General features: G+C 29.3%; 11 protein-coding genes. 9 read left to right on the top strand and 2 right to left on the bottom strand.

What is annotated here, in order from left to right; translation table 11 throughout:
- Positions 1-3: 3 nt before the first annotated feature.
- The 9 genes from MBCUT_RS11650 (at position 4) to MBCUT_RS01255 (ending at position 15249) form a co-directional block, all read left to right on the top strand.
- Positions 4-1044: a transposase gene (locus MBCUT_RS11650; protein ID WP_281177918.1), complete on the top strand. Its 1041-nt coding sequence runs from the start codon at positions 4-6 to the stop codon at positions 1042-1044.
- Positions 1037-1453, top strand: coding sequence for a transposase (locus tag MBCUT_RS11645; protein WP_067257795.1), 417 nt, complete (start codon positions 1037-1039; stop codon positions 1451-1453). Before MBCUT_RS11650 ends, MBCUT_RS11645 begins: the two co-directional genes overlap by 8 nt.
- Positions 1454-1607: 154 nt before the next feature.
- Entirely contained in the window at positions 1608-7460 is a 5853-nt protein-coding gene (locus MBCUT_RS01285; protein WP_067257792.1) for a beta strand repeat-containing protein, read from the top strand.
- A 464-nt stretch (positions 7461-7924) separates the two neighbouring features.
- A complete protein-coding gene (sppA, locus tag MBCUT_RS01280; protein WP_067257789.1) occupies positions 7925-8755 on the top strand; it encodes a signal peptide peptidase SppA in 831 nt (276 codons plus the stop codon).
- A 361-nt stretch (positions 8756-9116) separates the two neighbouring features.
- On the top strand, positions 9117-9365 hold the full coding sequence (locus MBCUT_RS01275; protein ID WP_067257786.1) for an MJ0307 family thioredoxin: 249 nt from the start codon (positions 9117-9119) through the stop codon (positions 9363-9365).
- Between the two features lie 321 nt (positions 9366-9686).
- On the top strand, positions 9687-10799 hold the full coding sequence (cbiD, locus tag MBCUT_RS01270; protein ID WP_067257783.1) for a cobalt-precorrin-5B (C(1))-methyltransferase CbiD: 1113 nt from the start codon (positions 9687-9689) through the stop codon (positions 10797-10799).
- Positions 10800-11191: 392 nt separating this feature from the next.
- Positions 11192-12271, top strand: a complete 1080-nt coding sequence (locus MBCUT_RS01265) for a glycosyltransferase family 4 protein (RefSeq protein WP_067257780.1) — start codon at positions 11192-11194, stop codon at positions 12269-12271.
- 166 nt (positions 12272-12437) lie between these two features.
- Entirely contained in the window at positions 12438-12908 is a 471-nt protein-coding gene (moaC, locus tag MBCUT_RS01260) for a cyclic pyranopterin monophosphate synthase MoaC (RefSeq protein WP_067257777.1), read from the top strand.
- Positions 12909-13167: 259 nt separating this feature from the next.
- Entirely contained in the window at positions 13168-15249 is a 2082-nt protein-coding gene (locus tag MBCUT_RS01255; RefSeq protein ID WP_084270668.1) for a DEAD/DEAH box helicase, read from the top strand.
- 119 nt (positions 15250-15368) lie between these two features.
- On the opposite strand, the gene MBCUT_RS01250 is transcribed toward MBCUT_RS01255, so the two are convergent.
- Positions 15369-15869 (bottom strand): DUF308 domain-containing protein, encoded by a 501-nt coding sequence (locus MBCUT_RS01250; RefSeq protein ID WP_067257774.1) that lies wholly within the window; start codon positions 15867-15869, stop codon positions 15369-15371.
- A 274-nt stretch (positions 15870-16143) separates the two neighbouring features.
- On the bottom strand, positions 16144-16665 hold the full coding sequence (locus tag MBCUT_RS01245) for a DUF308 domain-containing protein (RefSeq protein ID WP_067257770.1): 522 nt from the start codon (positions 16663-16665) through the stop codon (positions 16144-16146).
- Positions 16666-16675: the final 10 nt, after the last annotated feature.

Below are 16675 nucleotides of genomic sequence, written 5' to 3'. Positions count from 1 at the left end.
TATATGTATTTAACAGGTAATGATAAGCCTAGTTATCGTACTATTATTAATTTTAAGAATGAATATGGGTCATTAATTGAAGAAGTTTTAGTTTTAACTATTGGTGTTGCAAGAGAAGCTGGAATGGTTAAATTAAATGATTTAGCTATTGATAGCACCACAATAAAAGCTAATTCCTCCTCATCAAGCATTATTAAAGAAAATAATTTAGAATTAGCCCGTAAAATCATCAAAGAAGGGAAAGAAACAGATATAATAGAAGATGAAAAATATGGAGATAAAAGAGGAGATGAAGTTCCTCAAGACTTAACACTTAAAAAAAAGATTAAAAAACTAATTAAAAAAGTAACAACTGAAGAAGAATGTGTTGATGAGGAGAGTATTGTTTTTACTAAAAAAGAAGTGGAAAAACTTGATCATGTGTACGAAGAACTTGAAAAAATAAAGGAAACACATGAAAATAAGGATAAAGAATTTAGTATTAGTTTAACTGACCCTGAAGCAAGATGGATGAAAAATAAAAAAGGTAAAATAGAACAATCTCTTAATATACAGAACATAGTAGATGTTGAAGAGGGAATAATACTTAAAAGTGAAGTAGTTCAAGATCCAACAGATCATCATCAGCTACCAATACAAATAGAAGGATTAAAAGAAATCTTAGAAAATGACTTGAAAGAAACCAATATTCTAGCTGATAATGGTTATAACACTTCAAAATCAGCTAAATATTTACATGACAATGATTTGAACGGATTCATGCCAAACAGAGCACAAACATCAGCCAAGAAAAATAAAATAAAAAAATTTTCCAAAGCACAATTCCAATACAACATAGAAAAAAACACTTACACCTGCCCTAATAACAGAATACTACCATATAAAAAGACTTACGATATTGATGGTAAAAAAAGAAAAGTATTTTACACAAAAGACTGTAAAAATTGCCAATACAAAGAAGAATGCACTCCCCATTCCAATTATAGGATAATATCACATTATTCAACCAACTATCAAGATTTAATGAGTCAAAAAAATGGATAAAAAAGAAAACCAAGAAATCTACAAAAAAAGGATAATAGTTGAAAGGCCTTTCGCCCATATGAAACATAATCTAAACTTCACACAAGCAAGCACAAGAGGAATAAAGAAAATTCAAAACGAAATCAATTTAATAGCAGCAACACACAACATAAAAAGAATACACACATTCATCAACAACCCCCAAAACCAAAACACATCAAATAACCAAATTTTAACATTAAACCAAAAAAACAAAACAAAGAAAATAAAAAAATGGAACTACATAAAAAATAAGAAAAAATTCATAACAAACACAAAAAATTTTAAAAAAATTATTTCCCAGCCAAATAAATGTGATAAAAAACATGAAATCTTTGTTAAATTAATTATACATTTTTTGAATTATTATTCTTCTTATTTTATTCTCTAGCTATATTTTTTATTTACTTATTTATGATATATATATATATATATATATATATATATATATCAATTCTTTTTCAATAAAGTTTATATATAATATATAATTGTATATTAAATCATGCAGTTAATTAATAGTAGAATAAACCGGAGTTGAAAAACTTATGAAATATAAAAAAATAGTTTTGTTTACGATAATCGTCATGTTTTTAGTTGTATATAGTTTATCAACTATTAGTGCAACAGATCAAAATATTAATAATTCATCTACGATAAGCTCAGGAATAAATAGTACAGGCGATGGGGACACATTAACTTTACAAGAAGGAATATACAACAAATCAGGTGACTATGGAATCACAATCGACAAAAACATAACAATACAAGGTAACGCATCAACAAACCAAGTAATCATCGATGCACGAAAACAAAACAGAATATTCACAATAGGCAATAACTTGAATGTTACATTCATAAACCTAACATTCACCAATGGAAACAGTGTTTCTGGTGGAGCAATCTACAACCAAAATACAGGTACATTATTAACTTTTATCAACTGCACATTCAACAACAACACCGGTACTGGTAGTGGTGGTGGTGGTGCTGTGTATAATACTGGTGCTAATATGAGTATTACTAGTTCTAATTTCACTAACAACACCGCTTTTCGTGGTGGTGCTGTGTATAATACTGGTGCTAATATGACTATTAATAATTCTAATTTCACTAACAACACCTTTAATAGTATTGGTGGTGCTGTGTATAATACTGGTGCTAATATGAGTATTACTAGTTCTAATTTCACTAACAACACCGTTACTAGTACTGGTGGTGCTGTAACTAATACTGGTGCTAATATGACTATTAATAATTCTAATTTCATTAATAACACTGCTGGGGTGGGTGGTGCTGTGCATAATAATGGTCGTACTATGAGTATTACTAGTTCTAATTTCATTAACAACAAAGCTCTTGAGTATGGTAGTGTTGTGTATAATGGTAATGGTGGTGTTACTGTGAGTATTACTAGTTCTAGTTTCACTAACAATACCGCTAATACTGGTGGTGCTGTAGTTAATCAGGGTGGTAATATAGCTATTATTAATTCTAGTTTCACTAACAACACTGCTAATATTGGTGGTGCTGTAAGTAATGGTGGTGGTACTGTGAGTATTACTAATTCTAGTTTCACTAACAACAATGCTACTAGGGGTGGTGCTGTGCAAAATATTGGTACTATGAGTATTACTAGTTCTAGTTTCACTAACAACAATGCTACTAATGGTGGTGCTGTAAGTAGTGAGAGTGGTACTGTGAGTATTACTAGTTCTAATTTCACTAACAACAATGCTACTAATGGTGGTGCTGTAAGTAGTGAGAGTGGTACTGTGAGTATTACTAGTTCTAGTTTCACTAACAACACTGCTAATATTGGTGGTGCTGTGTATAATTATGGTACTATGAATATTACTAGTTCTAGTTTCACTAACAACAATGCTACTAATGGTGGTGCTGTAAGTAGTGAGGGTGGTACTGTGAGTATTACTAGTTCTAATTTCACTAACAACACCGGTACTGGTAGTAGTGGTGGTGCTGTGTATAATACTGGTGCTAATATGACTATTAATAATTCTAACTTCACTAACAACACCGCTACTAGTACTGGTGGTGCTGTGTTTAATGGTGGTACTGTGAGTATTACTAGTTCTAGTTTCACTAACAACACTGCTAATATTGGTGGTGCTGTGTATAATGGTGGTACTATGAGTATTACTAGTTCTAGTTTCACTAACAACACCGCTGGGGCTCGTGGTGGTGCTGTGTATAATTATGGTACTATGAATATTACTAGTTCTAACTTCACTAACAACAAAGCTGCTACTAGTAATGGTGGTTATGGTGGTGCTGTAGCTAATGGTGGTGGTACTATGAATATTAGTGATTCTAGTTTCACTAACAACAGCCTTATTATTTCTCTGACTTCGAGTCTTGGTGGTGGTGCTGTGTTTAATGATGGTACTATGAATATTACTAGTTCTAACTTCACTAACAACACCGTTGGGACTCGTGGTGGTGCTGTGTATAATTATGGTACTATGAATATTACTAGTTCTAACTTCACTAACAACAAAGCTGCTAGGGAGGGTGGTGCTGTGTATAATACTGGTGCTAATATGAATATTACTAATTCTAATTTCACTAACAACACCGCTACTAGTACTGGTGGTGCTGTGTATAATACTGGTGCTAATATGAATATTACTAATTCTAATTTCACTAACAACAATGCTACTGCTACTAATGGTAATGGTGGTGCTGTGTATAATACTGGTGCTAATATGAGTATTACTAGTTCTAATTTCACTAACAACACCGCTTTTCGTGGTGGTGCTGTGTATAATACTGGTGCTAATATGACTATTAATAATTCTAATTTCACTAACAACACCGCTAATTATGGTGGTGGTGTGTTTACTTCTGGTATTAATAGTGTGATTGTGGATTCTAATTTTACTGGTAATAGTCATGCTGTTGGTTTAGCTACTACTAATTTCACATTATCTGGTAATCGTATTGTTAATAATGCTGTTGGTATTCAATTTATTTTAAATAATTTGAATTATAATATTAGTGGTTTAAATAATACTAATACTATTACTGATAATTTGTATGCTGTTGCTATAAGTGGTAATAATACTAATTATGCAGTGAGAGATAGTTTTGGTTATAATGATAATGGTGGGTTCATATTCACTAATGGTGCTAATGGTAATCGTTTAACTGGTAATTTCACAGGGTATACTAGACCATCTGATAGTGATGGTGGTGTTGCTATATTCTTTAATGCTAGTTCAATTAATAATGAGGTTTATAACTCCACTATCAGCAATAGTGATTTTGGTGTGATTTTTAATGGTACTAATAATAATTTAACTGGTTCTACTATACTCAATAACCTAGAAGGAATAGTTGTTCTTAATGTGGCTGGTAATCGTATCAATTATAATCGTATACTTAACAATACTAATAAAACTGGTTTTGATATGGTTAACCTTGAAACTACTACTGATGCTAGCTTGAATTGGTGGGGTAATAATACTCCTGCTGTTGAGAGTGTTAACGATCTTGGTAGTTGGTTTGTTATGGAACTATCGGCTGATATTTTCAAAACTATTGTCAATGATACATATAATCGTACAATCGGTAATGTTAACTTGTCATATCAGTTCGTTTTGTATAACAATGTTAGTAAAACAACTAGCTCTTCCAGTTATGGTGATCTACCATACTTTATAGTTAATATCACATGGAAAGACAACACAAATACTACAATAAACAGTACTACAGGTGATGCAAGAAATAGCTACTCTGATAGTGTACAGTTAAATTATACTAATGGTTTCTCTATTGAAGCTATTGGTGATAATAAGGACATAATTCTCTATCTTGGTCCTGATATTAATGGTACTGTGAATTTAACTGTGACTAAGACCGCAAATGTTACAGGAGTTGTTATAAATGGACAAGAAGTAACTTATACTATAACTGTTACTAACAATGGCCCAGCAAATGCAACCAATGTAATTGTTTATGAAGACTTATCAGGCAATTTCATTCTTGTAAGTGCAGATACTAATAATGTTGGATTGTATGATAATGCTACTGGAATATGGGCTATAGGCAACTTAGACCTGGGTGAAACAGCAACTATGATTTTGACTGTTCGTGTTAATGCAACAACTAATGGTAACAGAGTAAACTTAACCAACAATATAACAGTTACAACTGATGATGATAATCTTGGTGACGATACAGCAAACGCTACAATCACAATCGACCCAGGGGTTAATCTTACTGTGACTAAAACTGTTAATGTTACTGGTAATGTTGTTAATGGTCAAACTATTAGTTATAATATCACTGTAACCAACAATGGTCCAAATAATGCAACTAATGTTAAAGTTAATGAATTATTACCAAGTGCTCTTGTCTATCTTAATCATACTGCTAGTCTTAATTATAATCCAAGTACTGGTGTGTGGAATATAGGTAATTTAGCTAATGGTGATAGTATTTCTTTAATTATTGTTGTTCGTGTTAACGGCACAGGTAATATTGGTAATAGTGTTAATGTTACTTCTACTGAGGAAAACATTAATAATGAAACCAATGGCACTAATATTACTGAAAATATCACTGTTGTTCCAGGAGTTAATCTTACTGTGACTAAAACTGTTAATGTTACTGGTAACATTGTTAATGGTCAAACTATTAGTTATAATATCACTGTAACCAACAATGGTCCAAATAATGCAACCAATGTTAAAGTTAATGAATTATTACCAAGTGCTCTTGTCTATCTTAATCATACTATTGGTGCTAATTATGATCCAAGTACTGGTGTGTGGAATATAGGTAATTTAGCTAATGGTGATAGTATTTCTTTAATTATTGTTGTTCGTGTTAACGGCACAGGTAATATTGGTAATAGTGTTAATGTTACTTCTACTGAGGAAAACATTAATAATGAAACCAATGGCACTAATATTACTGAAAATATCACTGTTGTTCCAGGAGTTAATCTTACTGTGACTAAAACTGTTAATGTTACTGGTAATGTTGTTAATGGTCAAACTATTAGTTATAATATCACTGTAACCAACAATGGTCCAAATAATGCGACCAATGTTAAAGTTAATGAATTATTACCAAGTGCTCTTGTCTATCTTAATCATACCGCTGGTGCTGGAACTTACGATCCAAATACTGGTGTGTGGAATATAGGTAACCTCAACAATGGCAATAGCATTTCTTTAATAATCACTGTTCATGTTAATGGAACAGGCAACATTGGTAATAGTATTAATGTCACTTCCAACGAAGAAAACATTAATAACGAAACCAACAATACAAACATTACAAAAAACATCACTGTTGTAGGAGCTGTTAATTTAACTGTGACTAAAGTGGTTAATGTTACTGGTACTGTTACTAATGGCCAAACTATTAATTATAATATCACTGTAACCAACAATGGCCCAGATAATGCAACTAATGTTATTGTTAATGAAGTATTGCCAAGTGCTCTTATCTACATTAATCATACCGCTGGTGTTGGTTCTTATGATCCAAGTACTGGTGTGTGGAATATAGGTAACCTCAACAATGGCAATAGCATTTCTTTAATAATCACTGTTCGTATTAACGGCACAGGTACTATTAGTAATGGTGTTAATGTTACTTCTAACGAAGAAAACATTAATAATGAAACCAATGATACCAACATTGCAGAAAATATTACTGTTGTTAAGGGGAATGTTGTTATTGATATCAATGTTCCTGATGCATATATCGGTGATACTGTAAATGTTGTTGTTAAACTAACTGATCAGTTTGGTAATGTTTTAGCTCATACTACCGTTATTGTTGTTATTGATGGTAAGTCAATGACTCTTACCAGTGATAAAAATGGTAATATTGTTATTCCTACTTTGGTAACAAAGAAAACCACTTTAGGAACTGTTAGTTTCCAAGGCAATGATAACTATAACTCTGCTGTTGCAAATGATAGTGGAGTTAATAAAAAACATTATATTATCGTGACCTTCGAAGTTATAGAACACAAAGATGGTTCTATCACCATCACAGCCAAAGCTATCGATGACCTTGGAAAACCTGTCAAAGACTACCCAATTAGTTTCTATTTAGATGGTAAATTGATGGGCTCTGACAAAACAAACAACAAAGGTATCACAACCCTATACATACCAACCAACAAAATATCAGACGGTAAACATCTAATAACTGTAGTAGCTATCTCTAATAATAAATATGATGGTGACAGTGCTTCAGATAACTATGTTAAAAACACTACAGAAAATCCTAGTGATAATTCAACAACAAAGACCAATGGTTTAGTTGTTATGAAAAAAACAGGAATACCAATAATAAGTGTCTTAATACTACTACTGATATCCGCATTTGGTATCTACAGAAGAAAGGATAAAAAATAAACAGAAAAACAATAAAATTTAAACATTTAAAGGATTATGATGGAAAAAGAAAACATTTATTGTAATGAGATATACTTTTTATCACTCTACAATAATAACTTTTTTCATCAATCCAATTTTTTTATTAATGAGCTGGGTCACAACATATATTTTTAAATTTTAGCTATTTTAAAATTCTATGAAAATATTTTAAATTTATCATATCTATTAATTTTAGTTTCAATTAATAAAATAATAACTATTAAATCAATAAATTTAAAGAAAGATTAAGCTATTAAATCAAAATTAAAGAAATCAAATTTTTCTTGAAAATAATCGTGTCCCATCCTCAAAAACAATCAAAAAATCAAAGTTAGTCAATACAAAAATTATTATAATATTAACAATTATATTAACTATAATATCAAATTGTAATGAGAATAAATTGTAATATTTTATTTTTATTTTTAATATATGGTGAAATGATGGATAAAAAAACAAAATATTTTGGATTAGGAATTTTGGGAGGAATCGGAATAATAGCTATTTTTATAGCTATATTAATTTTTATTCCCATAGTTTCAATGATCGCTGGACCTAGTGCAGTAGCTGTTATACCTGTAGCCGGAGAAATTGGGTATGGTGCAAGTAGTGAAAATATGACTGTAGCAAACCCTGATATAATTAATGCATTAATTGATAGGGCTAATACAGATCCATCAATTGGAGCTATTGTTTTAGATATAAACAGTCCCGGAGGTAGCCCAGTAGCTAGTGAAGAAGTATTAAGTAAAATTAATAGCTCTCAAAAACCAGTGATTGCTTGGATAAGTGATACTGGAACTTCTGGAGCTTATTTAATAGCTGCAGGTGCAGATGAAATAGTAGCTAGTCCTTCTTCCTGGACTGGAAGTATTGGAGTGATATTAACATTAGCTGACCTTTCAGAATATTATAAAAAACAAGGAATAGACATATATTCATTAACTGGTGGAAAATATAAAGCTATAGGCGCAGATTATAAAAATTTAACTTCAGAGGAAAGACAAATGCTCCAAACAATGATTGATGAAGAATATGCTCATTTTATAGGACTTGTAGCCAAAAATAGAAACTTAACTATTGATTATGTTGAAAGTATAGCAGAAGGAAAAATATATACTGGACAACAAGCTCTTGATTTCAAATTAATCGATAAATTAGGTGGAAAAGAATATGCTATCGAATTAGCAGCTAATAAATCAGGTATTGGGCCAGGTTATCAGGTTATTACCATGTCTCCTGATTATGGACCTTTAGGGGAACTTGGTATTTAATTTTCTTATGTCCCTTATTGAAGAGAATACCATTAAAAATTATTCAATACATCATTTAAAAAAAAACCTAAAATCCAAGATTCACCCAATACATCATTTAAAATAACTCAATATTTAATATTTTTTAATTATTTATTATAGAAAATTTCATTTAGACAATTCTTAGCCTATTTTTCAATGATTTTCATAATAAAATATATCAAATTTTAAATATTATTAAAAATATATAAATGTTATAAAGTGAAATATTAATTGATTGTTAATATATAATATAATAACATTTATAAGAATGAATAATATAATAACTATAACTATAGACAAAATATGATATTATAATAATTGTCACATGGAGGATTACACAATGAGCTTAAAAGTAGAAGTATTCACATCTCCAAGTTGTCCATACTGTCCAATGGCAGAAAAACTTGTAGAAGAAGCAAAGGAAGAAATTGGAGACAGTATGGAAGTTGAGGTCATTAATATAATGACTGATAGACAAAGAGCAGTAGATTATGGTATAATGGCTGTTCCAGCCATAGCTATTAATGGTGTTGTTGAGTTTCTTGGAGCCCCTGATAAAGAAGAATTAATGGCTAAATTAAAAAAATAATTATTTAAATTTTTTATTTTTTAATTAATACCATATATATCATTTATTTTCTAATTTAATATATTTTTTATTATTTTTCCAATATTTTCATATCAATTACATCTTATTTTAAAAAATAATATTCTATACTGACTTAGTTCCTTTATAACCAATAGCTATTGTATTATTAAACTATATTATTAATATTAAAAATTATTAATATATGAAAGATAAAAGAATATTATGAAAAATATTATGAATAGTTGCTATAAAATAGTAATATAAGATAATAGTATAAATGAATTTTAGTTAATCAATATTGAAATAAAGAAGCTGCTTTTTATGATCAATGATGGAAAGATTACTGATTCAAAGGAATTAAAACCAATTTATGGATTGACAACTGGGAGTTTAGCCACAGCATCATCTATTGCAGCTTTAAAAACAATTTTAACTGATGAAACAATAGAATTAGTTAATATCATCACTCCTTTTGAAGAAATCAATGTAGAAATTGCAAAGTGTGAGAAAATAGCTAAAAATAAGGCTATAGCCTCCTCAGTGAAATATCCATATAATGATCCTGATGTGACTGTTAATTTAGATATCGTAGCTATTGTTGAATTATTAAATAAAAATAAGGATGATAATGTAGAAAAAAATGTGATAATTACTGGAGGAAAAGGTGTTGGAACAATAACAAAACCAGGACTTCAAATTCCTGTGAATCATCCTGCAATAAATCCAGTTCCATTATCTATGATAACTAATAACATTGAAAAATATCTCCCTGAAGATAAAATAGCTAAAGTAGAGATAACTATACCAAATGGAGAAAAAATAGCTAAAAAAACTATGAATCCTCGTCTTGGAATTATTGGAGGAATTTCCATACTTGGAACAACAGGCATAGCTAGATCCATGTCTAATAAAGCTTATAAAAAATCTTTACTATGTCAATTAGATATAGCTATTGCTGAAGGTTATAAAAAGGACAGTTTTGTTTTTGTTCCAGGCAATATTGGAGAAAAACTTGCATTAAAGGAATTAAGTATTGATAAAGATCAAGTTATACAAATGGGTAATTTCATAGGTTTCATGTTAGAAGAAGCTAAAAAAAGAGGCATAAATAAATTAACACTTTTTGGACATATTGGAAAATTAGTTAAAATAGCCGGAGGAATATTTAACACCAAACATGCAATAGCTGATGGTAGAAGAGAAATAATAGCTGCCCATGCTGGACTATTGGGAGCTAACTCACAAACAATTGAAAAGATTTTTAATTCTAAAACAACTGAAGAAATGATAGCTATTTTAAAAGAAGAAGATTTAGACAAAGAAGTTTCAAATAGTATAAGCTTAACTATTAAAGAAAGATGTTTAAGCCAGTTTAATATTGATACAGATGTAATACTTGTAGATATGAAAGGAACTAGATTAAATTCCAAATAGAATACAAACTATGGTCAAAAATAAATTAAAAAATTCAATCAAATTATTATTATTATTATTATTATGATAGTTATAATGATTTTAATTCTTAATAATTATTAATTATTAATTATTAATTATTAAATTATTATATAACAAATGCTCTTTCTAAGTATTTTTAAATAAAAATAAACATATAATTACTAAAATAAGAAATAAAATAATAAGAAAATAACTAATAAAACAGTGATTATTAAAATAAGAAATAAAATAATAATAAAATAACTAATAAAACAGTAATTATTAAAATAAGAAATAAAATAATGATTATTGAGCGAATAACTATTAAAAATAATTATCAACAAGAGTAAAGAGTAATTAAATAATAATATATTTGTTTAATGAGGAATAAAATGAAAATAGCTATGGTAGGTCAGTTTCCTCCGCATATTGGGGGGGTTGGAGTTCATATTCACAGTCTAGCCAAAAAGCTTGTGAAAAATGGTGATGAAGTTTTTGTTATCACTTATCCTCATAAAAACATAGAAAATATCGACGGAATTAATGTCATAGGCACAAAAGGACCAAATATAGGTGGTCTTAGAAGTTTATTTTTTGTTTTATTTGGTACAATACAACTGATTAATACCATAAGAAAATATGATATTGATATCATACATGGACATTATCTTTATCCTGCAGGGCTTGTAGCTGTTTTAGCAGGGATTTTTACCAAAAAACAGGTTTATGTGACTTCCCATGGCTCAGATATGTTTTGTTTATATCCTCAACACAAGTTCATGCAACCTATATTAAAATTTGTGTTGAAGCATGCCGATGTAATTTTAGCTGTAAGTGAAGCTCTAAAGGAAGAAATCCTAAAGGTCAATATTCCAAATATAGAGAATAAAACAAAAATATATTGGAATAGTGTTGATGTTGATAAATTTCATCCAAATGAAAAAGCTAAATTTAAAAAAGAGCTCAAAATTCCAGCCAATCAACCTATGATCCTTTTTGTTGGAAACATTATTAAAAGGAAAAATGTGGTTACACTCCTAAAAGCAAAGCAATTGATGAAGGAAAATTGTACTTTAGTTGTAGTAGGAGGAGGTCCTCTTTTAAATAAGTTGAAAAAAAGAGTATGTGATGAAAAAATAGCTAATGTTATTTTTACAGGCCCACGAAATGATATTGAGAATATTATACCTAGTGCTGATTTATTGATACTGCCCTCATATTCTGAAAGCTTTGGATTAGTTTTAATAGAGGCTCTAGCTTGTGGAAAGCCTGTTATTGGAAGTAATGTTGGTGGAATAAAAGAAATAATAACAAAAGATGTGGGACTCCTAATAGATCCTAAAAATCCCAAGGATTTAGCTAATGCAATTGATTTAATTTTATCTGATGATGAACTTAGATCAAAATTCAAATTAAATGCAAGAAAAAGAGCTATGGATTTTGCAGAAGCTGAAATACCTTATTATAATTGAACAAGTCTAAATTCAGATCATTGAAAAATATTAAAACCCTGTAAGAAATAAATATTATTAATGGTAGTAATAAATAAAATATAAATAGTAATAAAAAATATAATAATTATAAGTAATATTAGTTAAGAATAAGTAATATTAGTTAAGATAGATTAGGAATGATTAAATGACAAAAAAAGAATTTACACACTTAACTGAAAAAGGGGTTCATATGGTAGAAGTTGGTGAAAAACAACCTCAAAAACGAAGAGCTGTGGCTAATGGAAAAATTATACTCCAAAAAGAAACAGTATCCATGATTGAAAATGAGGAAATAAAAAAAGGAAATGTTTTAACAACTGCACAAATAGCTGCTATTAATGCAGTTAAAACTACATCAAATATGATACCTCTTTGTCATCCTTTAAATATTACAGGGATAGAAGTAGATTTTAAAATAAAGTCTAGGGAGATTGAAGTTACAGTTAGTGTAAATTCACTTGGTCAAACAGGCGTTGAAATGGAAGCTATTACTGGAGTCAGTGTGGGACTTTTGACAATTTGGGATATGGTGAAAGCAGTTGAAAAAGATTCAAATGGACAATATCCCAATACTACCATCACAGATATATGTGTGATAAAAAAAGAGAAAATTTAATTGAATCATCTTATGATTTTATTATTAAATATTCATTCAATTTAAATCATACTTATATCTAAATTTAACATTTTAATCTTATGATTTTATTATTAAATATTCATTCAATTTAAATCATACTTATATCTAAATTTAACATTTTAATCTTATGATTTTATTATTAAATATTCATTCAATTTAAATCATACTTGTATCTAAATTTAACATTTTAAAATTAAAATTATGCTTACAGTTAAAATTAACATATGCTTAAAAATGATTGATTAATATGGAAACCCTACCTACTGAAATAAAAAATATAATAATGGATTGTTATCCATATATCAAAGAATTTAATCCTGCTCAAAGGCATGTGATTGATTCTGGATATATAGAAACTAAATCTAACTATATAATAGCTATTCCCACAGCTAGTGGGAAAACTATTCTCGGAATTATGGCTGCTTTAAAAACTATTTTAAATGGTGGAAAAGCCGTTTATGCAGCTCCTTTAATTTCAATACAAAATGAAAAGGTAAAAGAGTTTAAAGAATTTGAAAAGCATGGAATTGAGGTAGGGAAACATCCATCATCTGCAGACTTATCTGTTATGGTTTTTGAATCTTTCGATGCTTTAACTAGATTTTCATGGGATACCTTACGTGAAGTTGATACTCTAATCATAGATGAATTTCATATGATTGGAGAATATTCAAGAGGGCCGACATTAGAATGTGCTATAACGAGAGCTAAGATAATTAACCCAAATTTAAGAATCGTAGCTCTCTCAGCAACTTTACAAAATATGGAAGAGATTGAAGGATGGTTAGAAGCAAAGGTAGTAGAACATGATTATCGTCCAGTGCCATTAAATAAAGAGGTTTTGAATACAGAAATGTTCAATACAAGTAATAAAAATGAAGTTGTTGTGAAAATTGTTGAAAAAGCTATTGAAGACAGTTCACAAGCACTTAGTTTCGTTTCAACTAGAAGATTCACAGAAAGTTTAAGTAACTACGTTTCTGGAAAAATAAAGAAAAAAATTACTTCTGAACAAAAGAATATGTTTAAAAAGGTATCTGAAGCTATTCTTGAAGTTCCAAAAAGAAAAGGCTCAAGACCAACTTCTACTTGTTTGAAATTAGCAGAAAGTTGTGAAAATGGAGCTGCTTTTCATCATGCAGGTTTGTTCAATGAGCAAAAAGAGATAATCGAAGAAGAATTTAGGAAAGGAAATCTTTTAATGATTGCTGCCACTCCAAGTTTAATGTATGGAGTTAATTTGCCTTCAAGATCTGTAGTTATACGTGATTATACTCGTTGGACTTCTCAAGGCCCTCAAGCTATTCCTGTTTTTGATTATGAGCAGATGTCTGGAAGAGCTGGAAGACCACAATATGATGATGTGGGTTTTTCATATCTTGTAGCCAAGTCTTTAGATGAAGCATGTGATCTTCAAGAGAAATATATCCATGGAGAAATTGAAACTACTAATTCTAAGCTCATAGAAAATAAAGACGCTGTGTATAAACAAATTATATCACAAGTAGCTTCAAGCTTATCAAAAAATCCAGAAGAGATCCAAAATTTCTTCAAAATGACTTTTTATGGTTATCAAATGACAAATAACCCCTCTATGAGTCTTTTTGCAGAAGATAGTTTAAAGTATGAAATAGAAACTGCTTTAGAATTTTTACTGAAAAATGGAATCCTTCAAGCTACTCCTGATGGTTTAAAAGCTACAGCCTTTGGAAACTTAATAGCTAAGTCTAACTACACTGTGGAAACCTCTGTAAAATTAAAAGAATATGCAACTCAATTAGAGGAACTTGATATAAATGAACTTATATATCAATTATCATTAACTCCTGATTTACCCCTTATATCATTTAAAGGAAGAAAAAGTAAGGATCCGGTTAGAGAAAAACTCTCAGAAAAAGGATTATTTGTAATGAATATTGGAAATTCAGAAGCTACAACTGTAGCACTCCTTGAATGGATTGATGAAAGAAGTGAATATGAAATTGAAAATGCTTATAATGTTTATTCTGCCTCAACAAGGCGTTCTGCATATGAAGCATCTCTGCTTGTAAAGTTCTTTAAAAATATTCTTGAAGTTTTAGGAAGATATAATTACTCAAGAGATTTAGATTACCTCTCAGCTAGATTGTACTATGGAGTAAGAGATGATTTAATTCTATTAGTCATAGGAGTAAAAAGGTTAGGGAGAAAACGAGCAAGAGCTTTAATAAAAACATTTGGAGAGGATCTAAGACCTATAAATGAAACCCAACTACAAAAAATAGAAGGAATTGGGCCAAAACTAGCTAAAAATATAAGAGTCTTTGTTCAAAACTACTAAAATAAAATTAAAACTTTTTTTAAATCTCTAACAACTAACATTGGATGATAATAATAATAATAAAAATAATAAAAAAGAATTACTATGAGAGAATGAATAAAAAATGTAAATTAAAAAAATTATTCAATTACTTTAAAATCTCCCATAGCAACAGCTATTCCATCAACGATCAAACTGACTCCTATAATAATAGCTACATATACTGGACTTAGTAATGCAAAATACCCTAAAACTATTGTTAAAATACCTAAAATCCCCATTAAAGCAGCAGAACCTTTTGTGACTACATGAGCTCTTGAGAATAAACCTATAAACCCAGTAAATAGTAACAAGAATCCAGTAACATAAAGATAGAAACTCACTAAAAGATCAAATAGGAATGCATTACCTAACAACATTAAACCAAGAATCAATGCAAGAATACCTAGTATGACATATGCTACAGATGCAGCTTTACTTAAACTCCAAAAACTAGCTCCCATGACCAATAAATAAACACCAAATACTACTATACCAATACCTGCAATAACTGCAAATACAATTTGACTTGTAAAAGGGAATACTATTATTAAAATACCAAAAATTACTGCTAAAACTCCTATAATCGATTTGTTTTCCATATAAACACCTACAAAAAAATATAATTAATCTACTTCAAATACCGTTATATTCATTCATCCCATACAAACAAATAATTTATATTCATTCATCTAATATTAATAAATAATATATAATATTCTTATATATGAAGGTATTAATAAATGTTTTCTTATAAATGTGATTTAAAACACTCCATTAATAACTTTATCAATATTTTAATAATTAATTAAGTTTTATCTTATTAAGAATATTATAAATAAAAAATGAAAAAATTAAGTTATATTAAATCCTATCTTATTGATTAAAAACTTCTTTATTTGTACCTAAAACGAAAATAAATCCCTCTACAACTAACCAAATACCTATTATAAGAGCCACCAAATAATCCCCAAAACCTGGAATTTTCAAAGATATTTGTGCAGACATTAAAAGAACAATTCCAAAAATCAGTGCTAATGCTGAAGATTCTTTAGAGAAACTATTCTTACTTCGTGTGGTTAAACCAGCTATTCCTCCCAATATCAATAAGAAACCAGCAATATACAATGCCCAGATTACTAAAATACTAAATAGTACTATATTTTCAATTAACATAATGCCAAAAACTATTGCAAAAAGAGCTATTAATAGAAAAAATACAGTAGTTGCCTTATTCTCTTCCCAATGTTGTATCCCTTTAAAAATCAAATAAATTCCTAAAATGATAATTGCAATAGCTATCACATTGTCTAAAATAAATATATCAAAGAAAGGAATTGATAATAATATAACCCCCAATATAATCCCTAAAATCCCTAAAATTCTCTTATTAATCATGGAACACCAA

The organism is Methanobrevibacter cuticularis (genome assembly GCF_001639285.1).
GTDB classification, from domain to species: Archaea; Methanobacteriota; Methanobacteria; order Methanobacteriales; family Methanobacteriaceae; genus Methanobaculum; species Methanobaculum cuticulare.
Note: the sequence above shows the minus strand (reverse complement) of the source record. Positions and strands in the feature narration are given on the sequence as shown.

Coding starts and splice junctions, on each gene's coding strand:
- MBCUT_RS01250 (WP_067257774.1), bottom strand. CDS start 15,869: ATGGAAAACAAATCGATTATAGGAGTTTTAGCAGTAATTTTTGGTATT.
- moaC (WP_067257777.1), top strand. CDS start 12,438: ATGACAAAAAAAGAATTTACACACTTAACTGAAAAAGGGGTTCATATG.
- MBCUT_RS01275 (WP_067257786.1), top strand. CDS start 9,117: ATGAGCTTAAAAGTAGAAGTATTCACATCTCCAAGTTGTCCATACTGT.
- cbiD (WP_067257783.1), top strand. CDS start 9,687: ATGATCAATGATGGAAAGATTACTGATTCAAAGGAATTAAAACCAATT.
- MBCUT_RS11650 (WP_281177918.1), top strand. CDS start 4: ATGTATTTAACAGGTAATGATAAGCCTAGTTATCGTACTATTATTAAT.
- MBCUT_RS01285 (WP_067257792.1), top strand. CDS start 1,608: ATGAAATATAAAAAAATAGTTTTGTTTACGATAATCGTCATGTTTTTA.
- sppA (WP_067257789.1), top strand. CDS start 7,925: ATGGATAAAAAAACAAAATATTTTGGATTAGGAATTTTGGGAGGAATC.
- MBCUT_RS11645 (WP_067257795.1), top strand. CDS start 1,037: ATGGATAAAAAAGAAAACCAAGAAATCTACAAAAAAAGGATAATAGTT.
- MBCUT_RS01265 (WP_067257780.1), top strand. CDS start 11,192: ATGAAAATAGCTATGGTAGGTCAGTTTCCTCCGCATATTGGGGGGGTT.
- MBCUT_RS01245 (WP_067257770.1), bottom strand. CDS start 16,665: ATGATTAATAAGAGAATTTTAGGGATTTTAGGGATTATATTGGGGGTT.